23 protein-coding genes are annotated in these 21,427 nt (G+C 50.9%); 4 read left to right on the top strand and 19 right to left on the bottom strand.

Annotated features, from left to right (window positions below):
* Nucleotides 1-104 precede the first annotated feature (104 nt).
* Nucleotides 105-650, top strand: coding sequence for a TRAP transporter small permease subunit (locus ACESSO_RS16805; protein ID WP_373166697.1), 546 nt, complete (start codon nt 105-107; stop codon nt 648-650).
* Nucleotides 647-2,020 (top strand): TRAP transporter large permease subunit, encoded by a 1,374-nt coding sequence (locus ACESSO_RS16800; protein WP_373166695.1) that lies wholly within the window; start codon nt 647-649, stop codon nt 2,018-2,020. The genes ACESSO_RS16805 and ACESSO_RS16800 overlap by 4 nt, the downstream gene beginning before the upstream one ends.
* Here the strand turns inward: ACESSO_RS16800 and ACESSO_RS16795 are convergent.
* From ACESSO_RS16795 to ACESSO_RS16780, 4 genes are all read right to left on the bottom strand, one after another.
* On the bottom strand, nt 2,014-2,361 hold the full coding sequence (locus ACESSO_RS16795; RefSeq protein WP_373166694.1) for a hypothetical protein: 348 nt from the start codon (nt 2,359-2,361) through the stop codon (nt 2,014-2,016). The two genes, ACESSO_RS16800 and ACESSO_RS16795, sit on opposite strands and share 7 nt — an antisense overlap.
* Nucleotides 2,362-2,828: 467 nt before the next feature.
* On the bottom strand, nt 2,829-3,488 hold the full coding sequence (locus ACESSO_RS16790) for an HAD family hydrolase (protein WP_373166699.1): 660 nt from the start codon (nt 3,486-3,488) through the stop codon (nt 2,829-2,831).
* A gap of 227 nt (nt 3,489-3,715) precedes the next feature.
* Entirely contained in the window at nt 3,716-4,342 is a 627-nt protein-coding gene (locus ACESSO_RS16785; protein WP_373166693.1) for a hypothetical protein, read from the bottom strand.
* 995 nt (nt 4,343-5,337) lie between these two features.
* Complete coding sequence (locus tag ACESSO_RS16780; RefSeq protein ID WP_373166692.1) at nt 5,338-5,667, bottom strand: hypothetical protein; 330 nt, start codon at nt 5,665-5,667, stop codon at nt 5,338-5,340.
* 65 nt (nt 5,668-5,732) lie between these two features.
* On the opposite strand from ACESSO_RS16780, the gene ACESSO_RS16775 reads away from it, so the two are divergent.
* Nucleotides 5,733-6,791: a replication initiator protein A gene (locus ACESSO_RS16775; protein ID WP_373166691.1), complete on the top strand. Its 1,059-nt coding sequence runs from the start codon at nt 5,733-5,735 to the stop codon at nt 6,789-6,791.
* Nucleotides 6,792-7,096: 305 nt separating this feature from the next.
* Here ACESSO_RS16775 and ACESSO_RS16770 read toward each other — a convergent pair whose 3' ends face one another.
* Complete coding sequence (locus tag ACESSO_RS16770) at nt 7,097-7,282, bottom strand: helix-turn-helix domain-containing protein (protein WP_373166690.1); 186 nt, start codon at nt 7,280-7,282, stop codon at nt 7,097-7,099.
* A gap of 151 nt (nt 7,283-7,433) precedes the next feature.
* Between ACESSO_RS16770 and ACESSO_RS16765 the strand changes: the two genes are divergently transcribed.
* Nucleotides 7,434-8,393: a DNA/RNA non-specific endonuclease gene (locus tag ACESSO_RS16765; RefSeq protein ID WP_373166689.1), complete on the top strand. Its 960-nt coding sequence runs from the start codon at nt 7,434-7,436 to the stop codon at nt 8,391-8,393.
* A gap of 97 nt (nt 8,394-8,490) precedes the next feature.
* Here ACESSO_RS16765 and ACESSO_RS16760 read toward each other — a convergent pair whose 3' ends face one another.
* The 14 genes from ACESSO_RS16760 to ACESSO_RS16695 all read right to left on the bottom strand — a co-directional run bounded on the left by ACESSO_RS16760 (nt 8,491) and on the right by ACESSO_RS16695 (nt 21,348).
* Nucleotides 8,491-8,838: a cyclophilin-like fold protein gene (locus ACESSO_RS16760; protein WP_373166688.1), complete on the bottom strand. Its 348-nt coding sequence runs from the start codon at nt 8,836-8,838 to the stop codon at nt 8,491-8,493.
* Nucleotides 8,839-8,847: 9 nt separating this feature from the next.
* A complete protein-coding gene (locus ACESSO_RS16755; protein ID WP_373166687.1) occupies nt 8,848-10,008 on the bottom strand; it encodes a flavodoxin in 1,161 nt (386 codons plus the stop codon).
* Nucleotides 10,009-10,143: 135 nt separating this feature from the next.
* Nucleotides 10,144-10,641 (bottom strand): PTS glucose transporter subunit IIA, encoded by a 498-nt coding sequence (locus ACESSO_RS16750; RefSeq protein ID WP_373166686.1) that lies wholly within the window; start codon nt 10,639-10,641, stop codon nt 10,144-10,146.
* 16 nt (nt 10,642-10,657) lie between these two features.
* Nucleotides 10,658-12,229, bottom strand: a complete 1,572-nt coding sequence (locus ACESSO_RS16745; protein WP_373166685.1) for a family 1 glycosylhydrolase — start codon at nt 12,227-12,229, stop codon at nt 10,658-10,660.
* Nucleotides 12,230-12,251: 22 nt separating this feature from the next.
* Complete coding sequence (locus tag ACESSO_RS16740; RefSeq protein ID WP_373166684.1) at nt 12,252-13,622, bottom strand: PTS transporter subunit EIIC; 1,371 nt, start codon at nt 13,620-13,622, stop codon at nt 12,252-12,254.
* 145 nt (nt 13,623-13,767) lie between these two features.
* Nucleotides 13,768-14,610 carry a PRD domain-containing protein gene (locus ACESSO_RS16735; protein ID WP_373166683.1) on the bottom strand — a complete coding sequence of 281 codons (843 nt, stop codon included), beginning with the start codon at nt 14,608-14,610 and terminating at the stop codon, nt 13,768-13,770.
* A gap of 288 nt (nt 14,611-14,898) precedes the next feature.
* The gene (locus ACESSO_RS16730) at nt 14,899-15,366 is read right to left on the bottom strand and encodes a hypothetical protein (protein ID WP_373166682.1); all 468 of its coding nucleotides are present in this window, start codon (nt 15,364-15,366) and stop codon (nt 14,899-14,901) included.
* Between the two features lie 114 nt (nt 15,367-15,480).
* Nucleotides 15,481-16,464 carry an FAD:protein FMN transferase gene (locus tag ACESSO_RS16725; RefSeq protein ID WP_373166680.1) on the bottom strand — a complete coding sequence of 328 codons (984 nt, stop codon included), beginning with the start codon at nt 16,462-16,464 and terminating at the stop codon, nt 15,481-15,483.
* Between the two features lie 137 nt (nt 16,465-16,601).
* Nucleotides 16,602-16,826 carry a DUF1893 domain-containing protein gene (locus ACESSO_RS16720; protein ID WP_373166679.1) on the bottom strand — a complete coding sequence of 75 codons (225 nt, stop codon included), beginning with the start codon at nt 16,824-16,826 and terminating at the stop codon, nt 16,602-16,604.
* A gap of 39 nt (nt 16,827-16,865) precedes the next feature.
* The gene (locus ACESSO_RS16715) at nt 16,866-17,756 is read right to left on the bottom strand and encodes a permease (RefSeq protein WP_373166678.1); all 891 of its coding nucleotides are present in this window, start codon (nt 17,754-17,756) and stop codon (nt 16,866-16,868) included.
* Between the two features lie 44 nt (nt 17,757-17,800).
* Complete coding sequence (locus tag ACESSO_RS16710; protein ID WP_373166677.1) at nt 17,801-18,847, bottom strand: aldo/keto reductase; 1,047 nt, start codon at nt 18,845-18,847, stop codon at nt 17,801-17,803.
* Nucleotides 18,848-18,937: 90 nt separating this feature from the next.
* Nucleotides 18,938-19,510, bottom strand: a complete 573-nt coding sequence (locus ACESSO_RS16705; RefSeq protein WP_373166676.1) for a cyclophilin-like fold protein — start codon at nt 19,508-19,510, stop codon at nt 18,938-18,940.
* Nucleotides 19,511-19,573: 63 nt separating this feature from the next.
* Nucleotides 19,574-21,082 carry a recombinase family protein gene (locus ACESSO_RS16700; RefSeq protein ID WP_021419833.1) on the bottom strand — a complete coding sequence of 503 codons (1,509 nt, stop codon included), beginning with the start codon at nt 21,080-21,082 and terminating at the stop codon, nt 19,574-19,576.
* Nucleotides 21,083-21,171: 89 nt separating this feature from the next.
* The gene (locus ACESSO_RS16695) at nt 21,172-21,348 is read right to left on the bottom strand and encodes a hypothetical protein (protein WP_021419834.1); all 177 of its coding nucleotides are present in this window, start codon (nt 21,346-21,348) and stop codon (nt 21,172-21,174) included.
* Nucleotides 21,349-21,427: the final 79 nt, after the last annotated feature.

Genomic DNA, 21,427 nt, shown 5'->3' with positions numbered 1-21,427 from the left:
CCCCCCCCCCCCCCCCCCCCCCCCCCCCCCCCCCCCCCCCCCCCCCCCCCCCCCCCCCCCCCCCCCCCCCCCCCCACGGAGCACAGCAAGATGAGGTGTAAAATATGAAAGTGATCAAACGCATCAGCAGCGTGATCGACCTCGTCAATGACTGGATCGGACGGATATCTTCGTTCGCGGTTCTGGTCATTCTCGCGGTCATCGTAATCGAGGTTATCCTGCGGCGTCTGTTCCACAGCCCGCAGATCTGGACGATGGATGTCATCTGCATGACCTTCGGCTGCTATATCATCATGGTCTGCGCCTACGGCTTCCAGAAAAAAGCCTTTGTCGCGGTCGACGTACTGTATGCGCGGCTCAAGCCGCTGACGCAGCACATCCTGCACCTGATCACCTATGTGATCTTCATGGTGCCGTTCGTATTTGTGCTTGTACCCGAAAGCTGGGGCTTTTTCCTGCGCTCCTTTCTGTCGGGCGAGCGCGGCTATTCTGTCTGGGCGCCGCCGGCATGGCCGGTCAAGCTGGCTCTGTTTGTCGGCCTGACGCTGCTGGCCCTGCAGGGTATCTCCGAGATGCTCAAGCAGGTAACCGGTATCGCTGAGGCACTGCAGACTCGCAGCGACGCCAAGAAAGGAGGCGACGCGGCATGATGCAGCTATTGACTGATCTGGTCACCCGAACGGGTGTCGATGCCTCGCAGCTGGCCGCGATCATGCTGGGCGCGCTGTTCATCCTGATGATCATCGGACTTGTCACCGGGCAGGAGCTGGCTTTCGTGCTGGGCGGTGCGGGCGTCATTATCGGCTATCTGGCCTGGGGCGGCCCGGGCATCACCATCGCCATGACCAAGGTTTACGACCAGATGCAGAGCTACTCCATGGTCGCTATCCCGATGTTTGTGCTGATGGCGAACTTCCTGACCCACTCCAAGGTCGCAGACGGACTATTCCTGTCCATCCGTTATCTGCTCGGCCCGCTCAAGGGCGGTCTGGGCCTGGCAGTTATCGTGGTTTCGACCGTGTTCGCCGCCACGACCGGCATCGTCGGCGCGTCTGTCGTTACGATGGGCATGCTATCCATTCCGGTGCTGCTCAAATGCGGCTATAAGCCCTCCCTGGCCTGCGGCATGGTGTGTGCAGGCGGCTCACTGGGCATCCTGATCCCGCCGTCGATCATGCTGGTGTCGATGGGCTCGTATGCCAACGTGTCGGTGGGCAAAATCTTCTTTGCGGCGATTGTACCCGGTCTGGTGCTGTCGCTGTGCTACATGATCTATGTGTTTATCATTTGCCACCTGCACCCGGACTACGGTCCGGCCATGACGGCCGAGGAGCTGGCCGCCATGCCGCTTCGCGAACGGGTGTCCGGCTCGCTCATCAACCTGATTCCGCCGGTCATCCTGATCGTCGGCGTGCTTGGTTCAATCTTCACCGGCTGGGCAACCCCGACCGAGGCCGCAGGCGTCGGCGCGCTGTTCTCGCTGATTCTGGCGGTCTTCTACAAGCAGTTCAGCTGGAAGATGTTATACGATTCGCTGATCGATACCGCCAAGACCTCTGCGATGGTCTTCATCATCCTGTTTGGCGCGAGCGCGTTCACTGGCATCTTCATGTCGCTGGATGGCGACCAGCTCATCGCCAACTGGATTGCAAGCGTAGGTATCGGCAAGTGGGGCGCATTTGCTATCATGATGGCGATTGTCTTTATCATGGGCATGTTCATCGACTGGCTGGGCATCGTTATGATCGTATTCCCCATCTTCCTGCCGATTATGGATATGTTCGGTTTTGACCGACTGTGGATTGTTTCTGTCACCGCGGTCATGCTGCAGACCTGCTTCATGACCCCGCCGTTCGGTTTTGCACTGTTCTACATCAAGGGCATTGTGCCGGACAGCGTCAAAATCAGTGACATTTACCGCGGCGTTATCCCCTTTATCCTGATTATCATCTTTGTGGTTATACTGGTCACCGTGTTCCCGGGCATTGTCCACTGGCTGCCCAATCTGGTGGCTCAATAACCCCCTCCCCCCTCTTCTGTGCAAAAACCCGGAGCGGCACCTTGCCGCCCGGGTTTTTGTACTGTCGGCGGGGATGCTCCGGCAAAGCTGCGGACCTCTTCTCTATGGTTTTGTAAACGACAGATGCGTCTGCTTTCTTTTTTCCACAATCGAGAGATAGTCCATACACTGATAACCAAGCTGCCGACAAAAATCCACACTCCTATCAGCGCCAAAATTTTCAATCCTAAAAAAGCAAAAAGCAAGCGATTTCTTCGGAAATCGCTTGCTTTTTTGTGAAGGATGGCAATCCAGAGGGGAATCGGATCACCAATCTCCTGATGATATAGGTGGATATACATGAAAAGTCCTGTCTGCTTGCTGCCGTTTGGCAGTTGCCACGATGTCGCCTATCGTGTTTGCTGCAAACATCGACGATGCGGCGCATCTCGTCCTCGACATACTCCCACTTACCGCTCTTGACCCCAGTAATGTTGATGACATAGTCGATCTCGCCGGCGCCCTTTGCGATTGCGTCCTCCGCCTCCTGAATCGGCAGGCCGTTCTACCGCTCGATATACTTGCTGACGATTTTGGTGATGTCAAACAGGTCCGGGTATTCCCGAATGATGTCCTCGCTCATCGAGTCAATGATATTCCAAGCCTCCTATGCAACCGCGCTTAGATACAAAAAAGCGACAGGATTCGATCTATGTCGAATCCTGTCGCTTCCACTATCTATCAACGAGAAAACAGGCGCTACAATCTGTCGGTTTTATCACCCGTCGCATAGGTACATGAACGGCATTTTTAAAATATTTTACCATTTCTATATAGTGAGCTTATCCTGCTCGAGCAGGTCCTTGACTTCAAGCAAATCCTTGCAGCAGCAAGTATACAACTTAGCAACTTCGTCATTCGGCGGGACCATATCGGGCACCATGATCGTCACCGCGCCGGCCGCGTAGCCAGCGCGCACACCATTGAGACTGTCCTCCAACACCAGACAATGCCGAATATCCACACCGAGCCGCTCCGCAGTCAGCAAAAAAATAGCCGGATCCGGCTTGGTGCGCGTCACGTCCTGCCCGCTCACAACCACGCGAAAACACTCAGTCATGCCTGCGTTTCTCAGGTTACCCTCGATCAGTTTGCGCGAACTGGAGCTGGCTATGCCACAAGGAATATTTCGTTCCCCAAGAAAATGCAGCAGCTCGCGTGCGCCGGGTTTAAGCGGCACCGGCTTGGCAAAGCGCTCCTCCCCCAGCCGCATGAACAGCGCGACGACTTGCGCGGCATCTGCCTGCGGAAAATATCCCTGCACATAATCCGCATACACTTTTCCCGACATGCCGCGGCCTCCCGCATAAAATTCTTCCGGCGGCAACGGCAGATGCATTCGCCGACAACACTCGGGCCAAAGCGTGTCCCAAATACGCTCTGAGTCGAATAACAGCCCATCCATATCAAAAATCACACCTTGCAGCATGGTTTTTATCCCCTTTCTGCTTGCTGCCGCACTCCTTGAGCAGGCAGCCTCCCGAATTTCATTCTGCTCCCATAATAACATATCAGTCACAGCATGACAACCGGAATGCGCTGCTGATCACAAACAAAAGCGTCCTAACACATAGGACGCTTTTCGTCACAGATTGGTTTCAAAGCAGCAATATCATCGTGCAAATGCCGCTTGATATTTTTCTTCATGTTTGCCGTCTATTCATCCAACGCACAAGAATGGCTGTCAAGCCAGTTCCAGGCCCGCATCGCATTCTCATAGGTCAACACATCTTCCAACACAAATCCAACCTGTTTGCAATAATCAAGCAGCTCTTCCTTGGTCTGGAAATCCGCCGGTAACTCCTCCTCATCCTCCTGCAAAGGTGCCCCGGATACAGAAAAGTGAAGGAGCGTTCCCACAAGCTGTTTTCCAAGCTGGTCAAAAATCACATCGGCAACGGTATAACGCAATTCATGCATTAAAGCTACTAACATTTCTCGCGCACTGGAGGAAAAATGCTCATCCATATTATCAGCATTGCTTTTACTCAATACGTCCCGATAAAGCCAACCAATGGCAGCATCTGTCAACGGCTCTTCATCGGGCGTCTCATAATCATATGCACATGTTTCATCATACGCCCGATCAAAAAATTCTTCACACAGCATTTGAATGACATATGCATATACATGGATCATAGCATACATTTTATCATCGGAATAAGTGGTATATCCTTCCTTTTCCAGACAGTCCCAAGCAATTTCGTGAAAAAGATGCTCTGCACTATCTACCCAAACATCCCGAAAAACATACGCCACTTCATCATAAAAAACTTTGTTCATATGGAAACCCTCACAATCCCTGACAGCAGAAGCTGCATCCGCGCTTTTTCCTGCTCAATATTCCGCCGAAGCATTTCACTTTCCCCGATCAGCGGCGGAACAAACTTCGGCAATGGCGATTTGCACTTCATATGAAAGAATCAAGAGCTTTGAATTGAAGAAATCATGCACTGAATGTTCAGAAAATCATGATATCCAGCATCTCATGGTTCATGAGACCCGCTCCAATACCGCTCCCAATATTCATCTGAAGCATTTTCGTTCGGCCGATGAATCTATTTTCGACAGAAATCACAAGTATATTAGTATTATCTACCGCATTTTTTCGCGCGCCGTTTGACAATCTGGTGCAAGCGAACCCTCTTCCATTATCCGCAAAACCCCGGTCATCACTTTTTCGGTTAATGGTCCAGCAGCATCAGAAATAGCGAAAAGCGGTTATTTCTTACGAAATAACCGCTTTTCTTGGTACGCCAGAAGGGATTCGAACCCCCGACCTTTTGGTTCGTAGCCGTTAGGGATTTTTGCACTCCGTGTAAAAAGTGCAAAAAACTGATGGTTATGAACGAAAAGGCCGGGGATTTTTTACGTTACTGTGCAGCATCCGCAAGCACTGTCGTCTACTGCAAGCAGTATATGTTAGCAGTTTTGTTAGCAGTTGCACACAAGAGTATATGGCTTTTTGTTAGCAGTTTTCTGATTGTTGGATGGGCAAGGGACGCTTTACTGTCGCCCTTTTGCAGTCTTGACCACATGGCGCGGAGCGATGCCCGCGGGCAAAACAAAGGTATTCAGAGGCGTATAACGCGCCGATTTAGCCGATCAGTGGGCGGTAAAACAGGCGCTAAGACTGGGCGGTAATACCGCCCGGTCTACATACAATTTTACCGCCCAGCGGAAAGGTTAATTTCTTACAGATCAAAACGAATATTGCCATTTTCCCACCTTGAAAGTTCAGAAAAGCGTAAAAATGAAAAACTGATTACCGCGATCTGTTATGAGTATGGGCGGTAATTCTGCAAGGGGCAGCCCAGATCACACAGCCGATGCCGCTCACCGGTCTGGTCGACGAGCGCAAGACATGGTCGCCCGCATGAGCCCGGTTGCGGCTTGCCAGTTATTCGCGTACGGGGCGGTTTTGCCGACATTCGCCCGTTGATGAGCCGCGCCCAAGCATTCTGCAAACGGGGAGAGTTTACCGGCATTTGCCCTGCGTCTGGGAACAGGGCAGCAAACTGGTATCCGTTTGCCCTCGCCGCGATCTGGTAAGCAGACAACTGCTCTGCTGCCGGAACCGTCACATAAACCGAAGCCGCTTTTTCCATCGACCTTGAAAACTGACCAATGCTGGAAGCATGGCTGACCAAATCCGGAAAGGAGACACTGCCTTATGAAACAAAACCATGAAGCACGCCCGGCTTTCACACTGATGAAGCTGACCGACGCCATTTCCTATTTCCACATGCAGATGCCGCGCTGGCTTTTTTCCGACCCGCAGTACAGCGGCTTGGCACTGGAGAGCAAGGTGGCTTACACGTTCTTGCTCAACCGCTTTCAACTGTCCCGCCGCAACGGCTGGGTCAACCGGCACGGCGAGATTTATGTCATCTATACGCGGGAAGATCTGGCACGGGAGATGCAAGTTTCCTACCGCAAGGCGATCGCCTGCTTTAAGGAACTGGCGCAAAAGCATCTGCTATGGGAACAGCGGCAAGGCCGCGGTATGCCGAACCGCATCTTTTTGGCCGAGGTGCAGTTGAATGAAAAAGTCGCTTACGCCTATGACTGTGCGCCATTTTGCCCTGCGCCAAGACCTGCAGAAACTGCAGTTCTGGAAGGGGATAACGAGACGCCTGATGCAGCGAAGCCGGCAGTCGAACAGCCTGCAATGCCCAAAGGACAGCCGGATGCGGGCGAGGATGCGTCTGTAAGACCTGCCGATATTACAGTTCTTGATATGCCTAATCCGCAGGTCTTGACCTGCCAAAACGGCAGTGCAAGAAGTGCCGAAACTGCAGTTCTAGACCTGCCAAAACCGCACACAAGTAAGAAAGAGAAGAGTAAGAAAGAGAAAAGTGATACGGAGAGGAGTACGACGGTCGAACGCGCGCGCGAACGGGCGGAGCTGGATCACCTGATTCGGCGCTGCGAGTTTGACCTGTTTGAGCCGGAGGAGCAGACCGTACTGCGCGACGCAATTACATGGCTGTACTACTGCGGCGAGCTGACGATCGGTCCGTGTACCTATCCGCAGCTACAGGTGCGGGAGACGCTTTGGCGTCTGAACTGGGAGGTGCTGGACTGCGCTCTGGCCAAGCTGCGCGAAAACGAGAAGCCCGCGATGCGCAACACGCTGGTTTACACGGCAAAGGTCATTTTTAGCACGATTCTGGAACGGGGCTGCGACACTATGCTTGACCCAGTGAGCAATCGCGGGAAACGGCGGTGAATACATGACCCATAGCTATGGTCGATCTTAGGTACTGGTACCGGCGATTGCCTGCCTGAAACAAAGATCTGCTATGAGTTGATGGCCGGACACAGGCAGCACCATTCCAGCGTACTGGCCGAAAAGCGACCATACCGGCCACTATCTGGAATTTGCAAGATGGTGTCGATGGTATCATCACAGTGGGTAGTTCTCCCAACGAAAAAGCTTAGGAGGAAGTAAAACAGCATCCCGTCATTCGGTCTAAACAGAAAAAACATAGCCCTCCAGATGAAAAAACTGAGGGGCTTATGTGTTGAAGGTGTTTATTTAGGAGCATCGCTGTCGTCCCGATAGTACTCAATCAAATCACTCGGTTGGCAATTCATAATAAAGCACAACCTTCCAAGGGTGTCAGTTGTCACTGGCTTATTATGTCGGATTCTCTGTAATGTCTGAGCATCAATCCCAGCATTGGCCAGGCGATAGAACGAAATATGATTTTTCTCCATATATTCCCTCATAGGCTGGAAGGAAATCGGCATTATATCACCCCAATTTATTATATGGGGCTTGTCTCTTCACTATATAGTGAATATAATCACTATATGGGGATTGATAAATATGGTTGTGACATTTTGTGAACACAAACAGCGTTCGAATATGAGACGAAAACTATGCGAATTACCGCTTACCCTGCTGCTCTGCCTTGCTCTGCTGACAGGCTGCGGAACCAATGATTTCGCTCAGTCTGCTGCTCCGCCATTGGCAACACAGCAAACTGCGCAGCTTCCGAATAATTCTGTTGAAGTTGACGATTCACAGCAAGGTTTCTTTAATCTTTCACAGATACCGGAGTACGCCGGGGATGCTTATGTAACCATCAACGGCAATGTCCCATTTTTTTCCGATGACGAGATTACCGACAAATCCTTTGAAACTTACAGTCCACTGGATGAGCTGGGACGCTGCAGCACTGCGTTTGTCTGCGTAGGGCAGGATCTCATGCCGACCGAGGAGCGCTGCAGTATTGGGCAGGTCAAGCCCAGCGGCTGGCATTTGATCAAATACGACTGCGTAGACGGCAAATATCTGTATAATCGCTGTCACCTAATCGGATATCAGCTGACCGCGGAAAATGCGAATGAGCGCAACTTAATTACCGGTACACGGTATCTGAACATTGATGGGATGCTGCCGTTTGAAAATCAGGTCGCGGACTATGTGCAGCAGACTGGCAATCATGTGCTCTATCGTGCGACGCCTATTTTCGAGGGCGATAACCTGCTTGCGAGCGGTGTTCTCATGGAAGGCTACTCGGTTGAGGACAGCAGTGCGGGAATTTGCTTCTGCGTCTATGCCTTCAACGTCCAGCCCGGCGTGCAGATCGACTATGCCACCGGGGAAAGCGCATTGGCAGACACAGCTCCTCCTGAGCCGACCGAGCAAGCACCGTCTGAGAAGAAACCAAGCTATGTGATCAATCACAACACGCGCAAGTTTCATCGGCCGAGCTGCTCCAGCGTCAAGGACATCAAGCCATCCAACCGGGAAAATTACACCGGCTCGCGTGAGACACTGATTGAGCAAGGGTATGTGGCATGTAAAAGATGCCGACCTTAACAGCAAAAAGCCTTATTCCTCACGGACATTTGTCCGTTTTGGAATAAGGCTTTTTGTCGCTGGGCCACGTTTCTATTATAGAAGCGCTCGGCGTAACTCATTCTATGGGTTTGACCGAGACAGAAAAATCACCATCCATGGCCGCAAGAAGTTCTATGCCAGTCTCCGCATATCCCATAGGAACCAACCCAGAAGAACGGTCGGCTTCACCATAGAAAATGGCAAGATTGCCCCACGGCGCATAAAGCGTCACATTGCTAATCTGCGGATCATAGCTGTCCGGTGCATCTGCAGTAGACAGCACACGCGGAAGATAGCTGATCTTCTCACTTCCCGCGTAATCTTCAAACGTGAAGGTAGCGGGTAGCATGGCCAGAAAATCCATTGCTGTTTCATTATTCTCCAGTACAACAACCGCTTCTCCACCGTCGAAAGTAAGACGCACGCGCACCTCCTACGCTGCAGTCTCCGTCTGTATCGGCAGATTTAACCTATCAACCCACGCGGTCACTTCGTCTGTTGATGCGGTTCCACTAAACCGCTGACCGTCCAGCCAGTCTGCATCAGCTGCCAATCCGTGTAAATTATCAGCGCTGGACCCGATACCGCTCGAACCGGACGTACAAAACGGCACAATGGTTTTGCCTGCGAAGTCATATCTCTCTAAAAACGTAGAAATGATTTTTGGTGCCTGCCCCCACCAAATCGGATAACCAAGGAACATCACATCATAATCCCTCATATCCTGCACACCACCGGCAATCGCAGGACGTGCGGTTGGATCATTCTGCTCCTGATTTGCACGACAGCCGCTATTACTATAATCCAGATCAGCGCTCGTATAGGGTATTTCCGGTGTTATTTCATATAGATCGGCATCCAAAACACCTTCTAACTGCCGTGCAATGCGTTCGGTATTGCCGGTTGCAGAGAAATAAGCAATCAGTGTCGCGTTCCCTTGCGGCGTGGGCTCGGGTGTCTGCTCCTCCTCATCCTGCAACGCGCGATCATACCGTGCTAAAATAGCGGAAACCTCAGCGCGGGTGGCTTGGTTTATCGGCTGAAATCGGTTTGCCTCATCACCGTTGATATATCCATTGACTCGCGCCCAATCTACGGCGTCTTGTGCCCAAAGAGAGATCTCTGCTTCATCCGCAAAATCAATGCTTGCTTCGGGAGTCGGTCGCCCAGCGTATCTCCATAGAAGCGCCGCAATCTGCTCGCGAAGCACCGGATCATCCGGTCCAAAACGACCATCATCATACCCGCCAACAATGTCCCTCTGTGATGCCCACAAGATGGCATCCGAATACCACTGGTTATTCTCTGTATCAAGGAATGTATCTGTTCCTGTGACGTCTGGGCTGCCAGCTATACGATATAGCACGGTGGCAAGCATTGCACGGCTCATCGTCGCATTCGGTGAAAAAACCGCCGCATCCGTTCCGTTCATCAAACCATTATCGCGACAATATTGTACATCCTGCGCATACCACGCACTTGCTTCCACATCAGCAAAGCCGGTATCTTCAACTGCCGCACCCGCAATACTGTACATGCTAAGCATCATCATGACCGCCAAAAGCAGTACAAATATTCGTTTATGTTTTTTCATATTGTCTCTCCTCTCTTTCAAATATAAAATGTAGGTGTCCTTTCTGACACCTACATTTTATCGCACGGCACATTTTATGTCTAATACCTATTACACATCATTTTTCATGCCTTTTTTGTATTGTTTTGCATCGCTTCAAAAGGTCAGAATAACACTCTGTCCCTGCTGCGCCTGCATGCCTGTGTACATCACGGCCTGCGGAAATTCGTCTCCATTGGTCAGTACCATGATACAAGTTTTTTCGCAGCCTGCTTGCGCGATTTTGACCGGATCGAAGTGCAGCAGTTTGTCACCCGCGCGCACAACATCGCCTTCCTTGACAAACATAGTGAAACCGTCGCCGTTCATCGAAACCGTATCGATGCCCTCATGCAACAGTAACTCTGCTCCGTTCGACAGCGTCAATCCGACAGCATGCCGCGTATCAGCCGCCACGCTCGAAACCACGCCATCGCAAGGCGCATAAATCGTATCGTCCTCCGGCTCAATAGCCAGTCCATCGCCCAGCACCTTGCCAGCGAATACCGGATCGTTTACCTCAGTGATCGGCATGACACGACCGGATACAAAAGCGCGCAGCTCATTCACTGCCGCAGGTTCTTTCTTTTCTTTTTTCTGAAACAGGGAAAACATCAAAATTACCTCCTCATCAAATTACGGTGCCTTCCGCCGGCTGCGTAACCACCGCCAGCGTTTTCTTCTGTGTTTTGCGCGCGCCTGTGCGCGGATAATCTAACGCCGGACCCGCACCCAGATCTTCGCCATTCGTGGCGATCACGCGCTGATACCAGATAAAGCTGTCCTTTTTGCGACGCTCCAGCGTACCGTTACCCTGATCATCCATATCGACATAGACAAAGCCATACCGTTTGCGCATCTCGCCCGTACCGGCCGAAACGATGTCGATCGGCGCCCAAGTCGTGTATCCCATCACATCTACGCCATCCAGTTCAACGGCATCCTTCATCGCTTTGATGTGCGCCTGAAAAAAGGCTACGCGGTAGTCATCGTGGATCTTACTGTCCGGCGCGACCTTATCCACCGCGCCCACACCGTTCTCCACCACCATGAGCGGCAGCTGATAGCGGTCATACAGATTATGCAGCGTGATGCGGAATCCCATCGGGTCGAGTGCGATGCCCCATGCAGTCGCTTCCAAATACGGATTGATTTTACCCAACCGCAGCGGATCCTGTGCGCCGCCCTCGCTCAAATCCGCCGAAGCCACCATGCTGCGGTAATAGCTCATCGAGATATAATCTACTGTCCCTTCCCGCAGGATCTGCGCATCCTCTGGCCCGATCTGCAGCTGAATGCCCTCGCGCTCCAGATAGCGCAGCTGATGACTAGGATAATAGCCGCGGCACTGCACGTCGGTGAAAAAATACTGGCGGCTTGCCTGCTCCCATGCGGCGCAGACATCGGCAGGATGGCAGGTCAGCGGGTAGACCGTTGTGCGGGATGCGGCCAGCATACAACCGATGCGGCAGTCCGGCCGGATTTCATGCCCCAGCCTGACCGCCAGCGCTGAGGCAACCAACTGATGATGCGCCGCCTGCATGACGGTCTGAAGATCGTCTTTACGGATGCCGGCAGCCAGAAAGCCGAAATAAATATTGTTGATCTCGTTGAAAGTGATCCAGTATTTCACCTTATCGCGGTAGCGTGTAAACACTGTGCGGCAGAATTTGAGGAAGCAGTCGATCGTGCGGCGGTCCTCCCATGCGCCCCAGCGGTTGGTCAGTTCCAGCGGCACCTCGAAATGGTGCAGCGTGACCATCGGTTCAATGCCCCGCTCCAACAGCGCATCGAACACCCGGTCATAAAATGCCAGACCTGCCTCGTTCGGCTCCTCTTCAAAGCCGGTTGGATAAATGCGCGTCCATGAAATCGACATGCGGTACACCTTGCACCCAAGCTCAGCATATAGGTCAATATCCTGCTCAAAGCGGTGATAAAAGTCAACCGCCCGATGCGAGGGATAATACCAACCGTCTGACACCTGAAAGATTGCCTCCGGCGGCACATCCCGCATGGAAATACCGGCCGAACGATGCACCGAACCGTCCAGCAAGCGGTAAGTTGCGCCGCGCGGCGTGCTGCTCGACCCGCTGGTCAGCACATCTGAGTTGGAAACGCCCTTGCCGCCCTCAGAAAAGCCGCCTTCATATTGGTTGGCTGCCGTTGCGCCTCCCCACAGAAAATCTCTGCGAAATGCCATGCTATGTTCTCCTTTCTCCCGGTCAATCCTCTTCCTTGATGCCGAACAGCCATGCGAATACCACACCAAGCACAAATGCAAGTGCTGCACAGCCGCAAGCGATATAGAAGTTGGTCATGGTATCACCGCCAATGGTGTAAGCCAGCGTAAACAGGTTGAACGAGCCCATCGAATAGGCATGCACTTGAAACACACCGACTGCGATGCCTGCAACCCCCGCTGCCGCACATGCCGCGATCAACGGACGCTTAAACGGGATCAGCACACCGTACAGCGCAGGCTCGGTTGCAGCAAGCAGCGCGGTAATCGAAGCAGAGATGCCAAGGCTCTTATTCTGCGCCTTCTTTGCACGCAGGCCGACGCCCAACGCCGCACCCGCCATGGCAAAATTAGCTGCCAGGGCACGGCACAGCACATACGTTACACCGTAAGAAGCCAGTTCGTTGACCAAGATCGGGGTAAACAGCGAGTGCATGCCGAAAATAACCGTGATCGGATGGAGCGCTGCCAGCGCCGCCATGGACAGCGGTCCAAAGTCCATCAGGAACAGGCAGAAGTTTACCAACGCCGTACCTACCAATGCACCAACAGGACCGAACACAAACAGGATCAGAGGAAGCATGATGACCGAGCACAGCAGCGGTTTGAACATATAAGTGAGGTTTTTATGCAAATGCTTTGCCAGAAAACGGTCCAATACCGACAGAACAGGGACCATTAGCAAAACCGGTACGATCGCGCTGCCGTAATTTACAGTCGGCACGGTCAGGCCGAACAGTGTGACACCCTCGAGGTTGCTGAACACGACAATGCAGGATACGGATAAAAATGCTGCGATAAAGCTATCCGTCTTCAGGTAGCGTGCCGCGGATACCGCCAACCACACCGGCAGATATGTAAAGCCGATCTGTGTGAATGAGCGCAGTGTGACGACCGTGCTACTTTCCGGATCCAAACCAAGCTGTACCGCAATCGCAAGAATTGCATTGAGCAGTCCGCAAGCGACAATCACGACAATCGTCGGCGCTATGCTGGCCGAAATGTAGCTCATCACCGCTTGAAATGGGGATTTCTTTTCTTCCGTTGCAGCTACCGATGCCGTCTGATTCTTAGGGGCATCATCCGATAGCGGTTTGTCCTGTGCAACGTGCGGCAGGAACGCCGGTAATTCGTTAAACACGCGCTCTACTTCGCCGCCAATGACAATCTGGAACTGACCGCCTCGATCTACAACACCAAGAATACCATCGATCGCCTTGATGCCTGCTTCATCGACCAGACTCTTATCCTTCAGGATAAACCGCAGCCGTGTGACGCAATGGGTATACATGTTGACATTGTCTTCTCCACCGATCATTTGCACGATCTGCTGTGCCGTTTGCTTGTGATTCATATTATTTCTCTCCTTTTGATTCGGATTGTGGTTGCGATTATGTCCACCAGCCGCAGGCGCGCACCGCAGCGGGTGGAACAAAAAACCTCCGGGGCAGGGCGCAGCAAAGCTGCCCCGCACCCGGAGGTCATGCCCGATTTTTCGGTTACAGTCCTTCCTTGGTACAAATTCTGTTGATATGTAGCATCAGGTATAATCGTTCTTCTTCGGATAATGTGCAATGCCAACGCTGCTGCAAGTGTATATCCACCTTATCCACACAGGCCGCTACCTGCGGGAATTCTTCCCGCAAACCGCGATACAGCGAAAGATTATCGCTTTGGATCGTGGCATTCTGCGTGATGCGTTGGAATAAGTACTGCAAATGGGTCGCATACCGACTAAAATTAAAGGAATTCCGGTCGACAATGATGTGAAAATGCTCTTCCACAATCTCAGTGATATCCTCGAGCATGGTCTCATACTGCGCGGCCAGCGCCGCGGACGGCGTCTGCACCTCGTCCTCCGACACCCTTGCATTGAGTAGGTTAATGGCAATGCCGACCGCTTCGTTCTGCGGGCAGTCCACCGAGAACGTCTTATTGATCCGCCCGAGCGTATATCGTGCAATACGATATTCCGCCGGGTACATTTGCTGTACATCATAGGTCAGCGGCATCTTGACATGGATGTTACGCCGCAGACGTTCCAGAAGAAAGGAAATGTGATCCGCCAGAAGCAAAAATGCATTCGGACCCAGTTCATAGGGAAGTTCATTGCGTGCAATGTCGATAATACCTGCCGAAAACTCGATCACATCGGTCGGCAGATCACGGATGGTGTCAATATATTGCTTATCGACATCGTAGAATGTCCGTTCGATCTCTTTGAGCGACAATTCCCGTGGCAGCTGTCCAAATCCAATTCCTCTGCCCATAGCGATCAATTCAGAACCAGAGCCATCCACACAGATTGCTACATTGTTGTTGATCTTTCGTATCGCCCGCATACGTCACCCCCTTTTTACAAAAAGAAAACTCCCCAAGGAAACCCAACAGCACCTTGCGCTGTCTCAACCGGTCATGCCTTGCAGGAGTAACAATCCGCAGTATTAATAAATCGGTCTTGCCTTGTTTCCAAGTAACAATCCGATACTGTAATTATACTACCAGCAAAGCGGTAAATATTCAATCGACAATTTAGATGAAACTCAAGTGTTTTTTTGTGTAGAGTTGCCATTGTATATCGGCTGCGTGTAACCCTTCCATCCGCCCTGTGTGTTGGCTGAAAGGATTGTTTATGTGCTTGCCTGTCTGTATGGATCGGCAGCCATCACATAGCACAAGGCTTCTGCAATTTGATCAGCCAGTTCAATATGGTTTGCTTCCGTTAATTTGGCCTCCGCCTGTGTCAATGCATGAATCAGGCTTTCTCTGCTTTCTTTATCTAGGATCCAGATTCCCTCCTGATTCATAGAAGATACGGAATATCCTACCAGAAAAGGCTCTGAAATGCGGACTTCCGTAAAGGACTCATGTACCTGTACGGCAACATCTCCTACAAAACTGTATTGTCCATCGCCGTTGATGCTGACGTCGATAGGAACAGCCTGATACTGTAAGGTTTGGTGTTGTTTTTCTGGTGCAGAAGCAACTATTGCAGGTGCTTCTGCAACATATAGCACAATCGCACCGATCATGGTCAGTGTCAAAAATATACTGCGCTGCAAAAAGCGGTATGGTAGTTTTTTCTTCAACTGCTGCATAGCTCTACCTCAGGAATTTAAATTTCACATATATTAAGCAATGATAAATCGCATTTTGTCTTTCGCTGTACGATACCGTCTTTTTTTCTGAAAAACGAAATTCTGTGCATCTTCTTACGGCCGAATGACCCGGATTTTTTCTGTTCGTCCTTCACTTAGCGTGAACTGCCGTGCAATTCCTTCTGTGATAAGTATTTCGTGGTCATCTGTAACAAGCAGCATTTCAAACCCGCCATGCTCACGCCAAAACGCTTCTGCTTCTTCTGCCCCCATGACAAATAGGGCAGTAGACAATGCGTCGCATAATTTGCCTTCTTCGCTTATAATTGTCACAGATAGTAGCCCGCTGTCTGCCGGGTAGCCAGTCTGCGGATTTAAAATATGCCAGTAAGCGTTGCCTTTTTGATCCTCAAAATAGTTCTCATACCCGCCAGAAGTAACAATCGCCGCATTGCTGATTTCCAGTACACCGCAATATTCATCTTCCCACGGAGCGTGAATGGCAATACGCCAGTCAGTGCCGTTCGGGCGGGAACCAATGACATGGATATTTCCCCCAAAACTGAGGACAGCTGATTTCACGCCTTGTTTCCGTAATAATTCCGCCGTCAGGTCTGCAGCGTATCCTTTCCCTACGGAACCTAAATCCAGCTGCATTCCATTGGGAACCGTAAGCGTGTTCCCATTTTGGGAAATTTTCGTGTAATCCACCAGAGCGAGCAAACGTTCCAACTCTGCTTGCAAAGGCACTTGCTTTTGATCAGTCGTAAATCCCCATGCAGACACAACCGGATAAATCGTTGGGTCAAGCGCACCATTTGTTTCTTCAGCCATCTTTAGGGCAAATGAGAGCAGATCGCCAGTTTCCTCCGATACTGTCACAGACTGTCCATTGCTGTGATTGGCTTGATAAATTTCGCTGTCTTCATCTGTGGCTGACCAAAGTGACTCCAAATGCCGGATCTGTTCTTTGGCCGCATCAATTATGTCCTGACCACCAGAATCGTATAAGGTAATAGACAGATAGGTGTTCATGGCAAAAAACGAGCTATCTGTTATGTTTTCTTCCTGTGTCGCAAAACAACCTACCAGCGCCACTATTAAAAAGACGGCAAAAGAAACCGCCGCTATTCTTTTGGCTCTTTTTTCATTTCACCGTCTCCTTTTAGCCATGGTACAGATTATTATCCGACTGCTTTGCAATTTTCTTCCTTTACTTTCAATACCGACACTGATTAGTCAACATTGTGAACTGTCGCAACGAGTTTTTTCATAGGACAAGTATCTGTTCTGTCTTGATTTAAAATATTGGGTACGAATTTCTCCCAAACCGGGTAGATCCCGTGTCTTGCAAGCGTACAGATGCCCACATCGCTCATGAGATGAGCATATACCTCTTTTGCACCCAATTTCACATAGAAAAACGTTGCTGTTTTTCCAACAATCTTATCTTGCTGCAATTGTATTCTGTTGCATATCCTCCCCCTCTCACTCCCTTGTCAGATAATCTGATTGACAAGCAGCCCGATGGCAAGGGAGACGGCCATCACATAGGCGAGATAAAGGAATAAACGTTTGGCACCCAAAACAATCTTCAATGCGCCTAAGTTGGTAATTTTTGTCGCAGGGCCGGTCAACATAAAGGCAACTGCACTTCCTACGCTCATTCCTTCCCACAGCCACTGCTGCAACAGAGGGATGGTACCGCCGCCACAGGCATAGAGGGGAACACCAATGGTAGCAGCCATCAGCACACCCCATGCTTCGTTTCCACCAAAAACATCCGTCATAATCTCTGTTGGCACATAACGCTGGAAGAGGGCGGACAAAACAAGCCCAAACAAAAAATATGGCGCGGTGGTTTTAATATTTCTCCATACATTTTTGATATACCGCAGCAGGAGATCGGGATCCGTATCCCTGCTTGTGGGTTCTGCAAAGCCAAAGAAATGAAAAAAAGGCTTCTCTTTATAAAACCAACGAACACATAATCCGGCCATCATTCCGCAGAGAAAACAGGACAAGATCCGCACGATTAAGACAGTCCCGCCTAGAGATGCACTATATATGATCAGTTGTGGGTTGAGCAGGATGGAACTCATCATAAAAGCAGCCAACCAATCATCCCGTACACCGCTTCTTGAAAATGACGCCGCAATGGGAATGGTACCATACATACACAGCGGAGAGGCGACACCCAGAACACTGGAGACAAAAATACCGAAATACCCCAGCTTTTTTTGACCCAGAGCGCGTAATGCGCCATGGATACGCTCTTTCAGAAAGACAGATACTGCGGATCCAACTCCCATGCCCAACACCCAGTACCAGAAGATTTGACGAAGCTGTACGTCGAAATAGTACCAAAGGTAAATTGCCTCTCTCTGCAAGAAATCCAATAAAAACGCCTGCTTTCCACCCGGTTCTCACTTTGTTATTGGGGCTCTATCTTCTGATTGCCCGTTGACCAGACGTGTGCTTGCCGGGCTGCCGCTGGAGTGTTCTGCGCCATCACACCAACCAGATTATGCGGGACATAGGGTGCTTCCAGATACGCTGTTTCCTCCGCTGTCAGCATCAGTTCCGTGGCTTTTGCGGCTCCCTCCACATGATGGCGCTTAGTAGCACCCACTACAGGAGCAGTCACCTTGGTCAGAAGCCATGCCAAAGCGATCTCTGTCATGGTAACGCCGCGCTTTTCCGCCAGTTCCGCTACCCGATGGATGATGACACTGTCCTGCTGCGCCGTGGCATCGTACTTGAACTTGGCATAACTGTCTTCCTCCAACCGCTTGGAGGTTTCTCCAGAATGCTTGGAGAGCCGCCCGCCAGCTAAAGCACTATAAGGGGTCATGGCGATGTTGTCCTCGGCACAGAGCTTTGCCATCTCTCGCTCTTCCTCACGGAAAATCAGATTATAATGCCCCTGTACGGAAACAAACTTTGTAAATCCTTCCCGCTCCGCCAGTGCGTTAGCCTTGACCAGTTGGTAGGCAAAGCAGTTGGAGATGCCAATATACCGTGCCTTGCCTGCTTTGACGATTCGGTTCAAACCGTCCATGATGTCGTACAACGGCGTCTGGTGATCCCACATGTGATAGATATACAAATCCACATAATCCAGCCCCAGATTTTTCAGGCTGGTGTTGACCATGCGCTCAATGTGCTGCTGACCGGTAATGCCGTTTTCAATTTCCTCCTGCGTGCGGGGCAGGAACTTGGTAGCCACTACAACTTCATCCCGCTTTGCAAAATCCCGGAGCGCGCGGCCAACATACTGTTCACTGGTACCGCTCTGATACCCAATCGCTGTATCAAAGAAATTAATACCCAGCTCCAGACCATGTTTGATGATCTCCCGAGAATGCTCTTCGTCGAGCGTCCAAGAATGCTGGCCGTTTTTTGCATCTCCGAAGCCCATGCACCCCATACAGATACGGGAAACTGTCAGATCAGAATTGCCTAATATGGTGTATTGCATGGTAAATCCTCCTTTTCTTTATCAAAAGCTTCTTTGTTCATGGTTCTCATCGTTGTTCCCCCTTATATGATGTGTTTTCAACAATCAGGTTCAAGATACGTCTTCCATCCGTTCCAGCGTTCCGGCAAAGTCCTCCGTCTTACTAGAGAGTACCTCGAGCCCGCTTTCCACCTTACCGAGCGGCACTAGTTCCGAAGAGTATCGGAAGTCGCCGTAAAAAATCGTAAAGTTTGCCCACGGACGGTAGATAACCATCTCGCCAGTCACCGGATCATATCCCGGTTCCTCTTCTCCCAGAGAAAGGGGCTCTTCCAATCGTTCAATAGGCTTTTCGATCCCAGAAAGGTCAAAGAAAGAAAGCTCCTCCAGCGGCAGCCGCTCCATAAGGGCATCAACCGCCGTGTTGTCATACATGGCAATTACAACTTCTTCACCATCAATGGCAAGGCGAAGCTTCTCTCCACTGAATTGCGGGGTGCTTCCATCCTCATAAGCTCCGGTGATGGTCGGATCATAGTCTGCAAGGCTGTCTTCTGCTTGCGTTCCGTCGGCAGCAGAATCGCCGTCCGATGTCCCTATCGTTTCAGATGCAGAGCTGTCGTTTTCGGTATCGGAAGCAGGTGTTGTGCTGGCGCTGCATGCGGTCAGTATCGTAATACACAAGCATCGGTGTACAAGGGGTACAAACGAGATAAAATAGAAATGAGGGGCGATAGAGCGGAAATGTCAGATTTTCCACTCTATCTGAACACGGTCGCTGGTGGCCTTGATTGTAGAAATCAAGCCATCGGCGGCTTTTCTTTTGTCGTCAAAATCTATGCTCTCCCAGTTGTCGAGATAATAGGAAAGTTTCTTTATCTGCTGGGGCGATATGGTTTCGACGCTCAAATCGGCTATGGCTTTTGAAATGGTCTGACGGCGGGTGTCCAGTTCTTCGATTTTCTTGTTGGCGTAGGCAAGCAAGGTCGCATTGGCTCCGGTCAGCGTGTCCAGCAGTTTTTCAATTTCTGCCTCCACCTGTGCCAGCTCTACTTGATAGGCTGTCAGCTTCGGATTAACCTTTTCCTCTTGGCCGTGGAGTATCTGAAAATCTTTGAACTTCTCTTGCATGGCCGAGAAAATAAATTGCTCAAATTCTTCTTTGCGGATTTTCCCGCAGCCCGGACAACCTTTGTTTTCCGTCCGTTTGGTGCAGCGGAAATAGCCTGTGCTGTTTGGTACATGGGTGGCTTTCAGCGCATACCCACAATGCCCGCATTTGATTTTTCCGGCCAGCCAAGTGTTTTTTGGTTTCCGCCCCTGCTGGAAGGTGGTATTTGCCATGAGCTTTTTCCGGCATTTCAGCCATGTGTCAGAGGGGATCAATGCTTCATGCGGAGCGATAACAAGTATCTGGTCTTTTAGGCACCTGTCCTTGTCCTCCTTCACATCCCGCCCCTGATAGAGATAGCAGCCGTTTGTTCCGGCAAAATCGGAAGCGTCATTGACAATCGCTGCGCCCTGGCTCTTGAAAAACTCGTACAGTTCCAAGTCGGCCTGTGCGTAAACAGGGTTCCGTAAAAGCTGGGAAAGAAAACTCCGAACCATTGACTTTTCGTAAATCTTGATACCCTGTTCCTCAAAGTAGCGGGTAATGTCTCCGAAAGAGGTTTCCGGTTCGGCGTACATCTCAAACATCAGCCGTACATGGTCGGCGGCTACGGGGTCGGCAACCATCTTTTTTGTACGGATACCCTCTACCACCGTGGGTTCCAACTGATAGCCGTATGGAGCCTGACCGCTCATGTGAAAGCCTTTCAGGCACCGGGAATAATAGGCGTCCGTGACGCGCTTCTGGATTGTCTCACGTTCAAGCTGGGCGAATACAATGCAGATATTCAGCATGGCCCGTCCCATCGGGGTCGAGGTATCAAACTTTTCCGTGGATGATACGAACTCTACATCGTACTCTTGAAACAGCTCCATCATATTTGCAAAGTCCAGAATAGAGCGGCTTATCCGGTCCAGCTTGTACACGATGACCCGCCGAACCTTTCCCTTGCGGATCTCGCCCAGCAGCTTTTGAAACTCCGGCCTGTCGGTATTTTTGCCGGAATAGCCTTTGTCCTTAAATACCCGGCAGCTCCCACCTTTCAATTCATACTTGCAGAAGTCAATCTGACTTTCAATGCTGATACTGTCCTTGCGGTCTACTGACTGTCTCGCATAAATGCAATCTTCTCTGATAAATTCCATATTGGGCTCCTTTCCTTGTTGGAATGGAGCTACCAACCTTACAACTATATTATACTATCAGCAGCCCCGGACAACAATGTTGCGAATGGTTAGTGAAACCTGTCCCCGTACTTACTGAACACCTCGTAAAGACGGCGTTCAATTTCTTTTTTGCGCTGCTCCTTCTCCTTCGGGGAAAGTACCGGCGTGAGGCTTTCCAGCACAATGGTTTTCCCTTGAAAGGGTACAGACTTTGTTTCTCGTTGATATGTGACGGCCTGTGTCATTGAAAACCTCCTTTTCAGAATGGGTGTACTTGCCAGCGTTTCCCTCTTGTCCTGTGGGGAAATGTCAAAAGACGGCACC

It is taken from the genome of Agathobaculum sp. Marseille-P7918, from assembly GCF_964248325.1.
In the GTDB taxonomy this organism is placed as follows: domain Bacteria; phylum Bacillota; class Clostridia; order Oscillospirales; family Butyricicoccaceae; genus Agathobaculum.
This window is presented reverse-complemented; position numbering and strand designations above follow the sequence as displayed.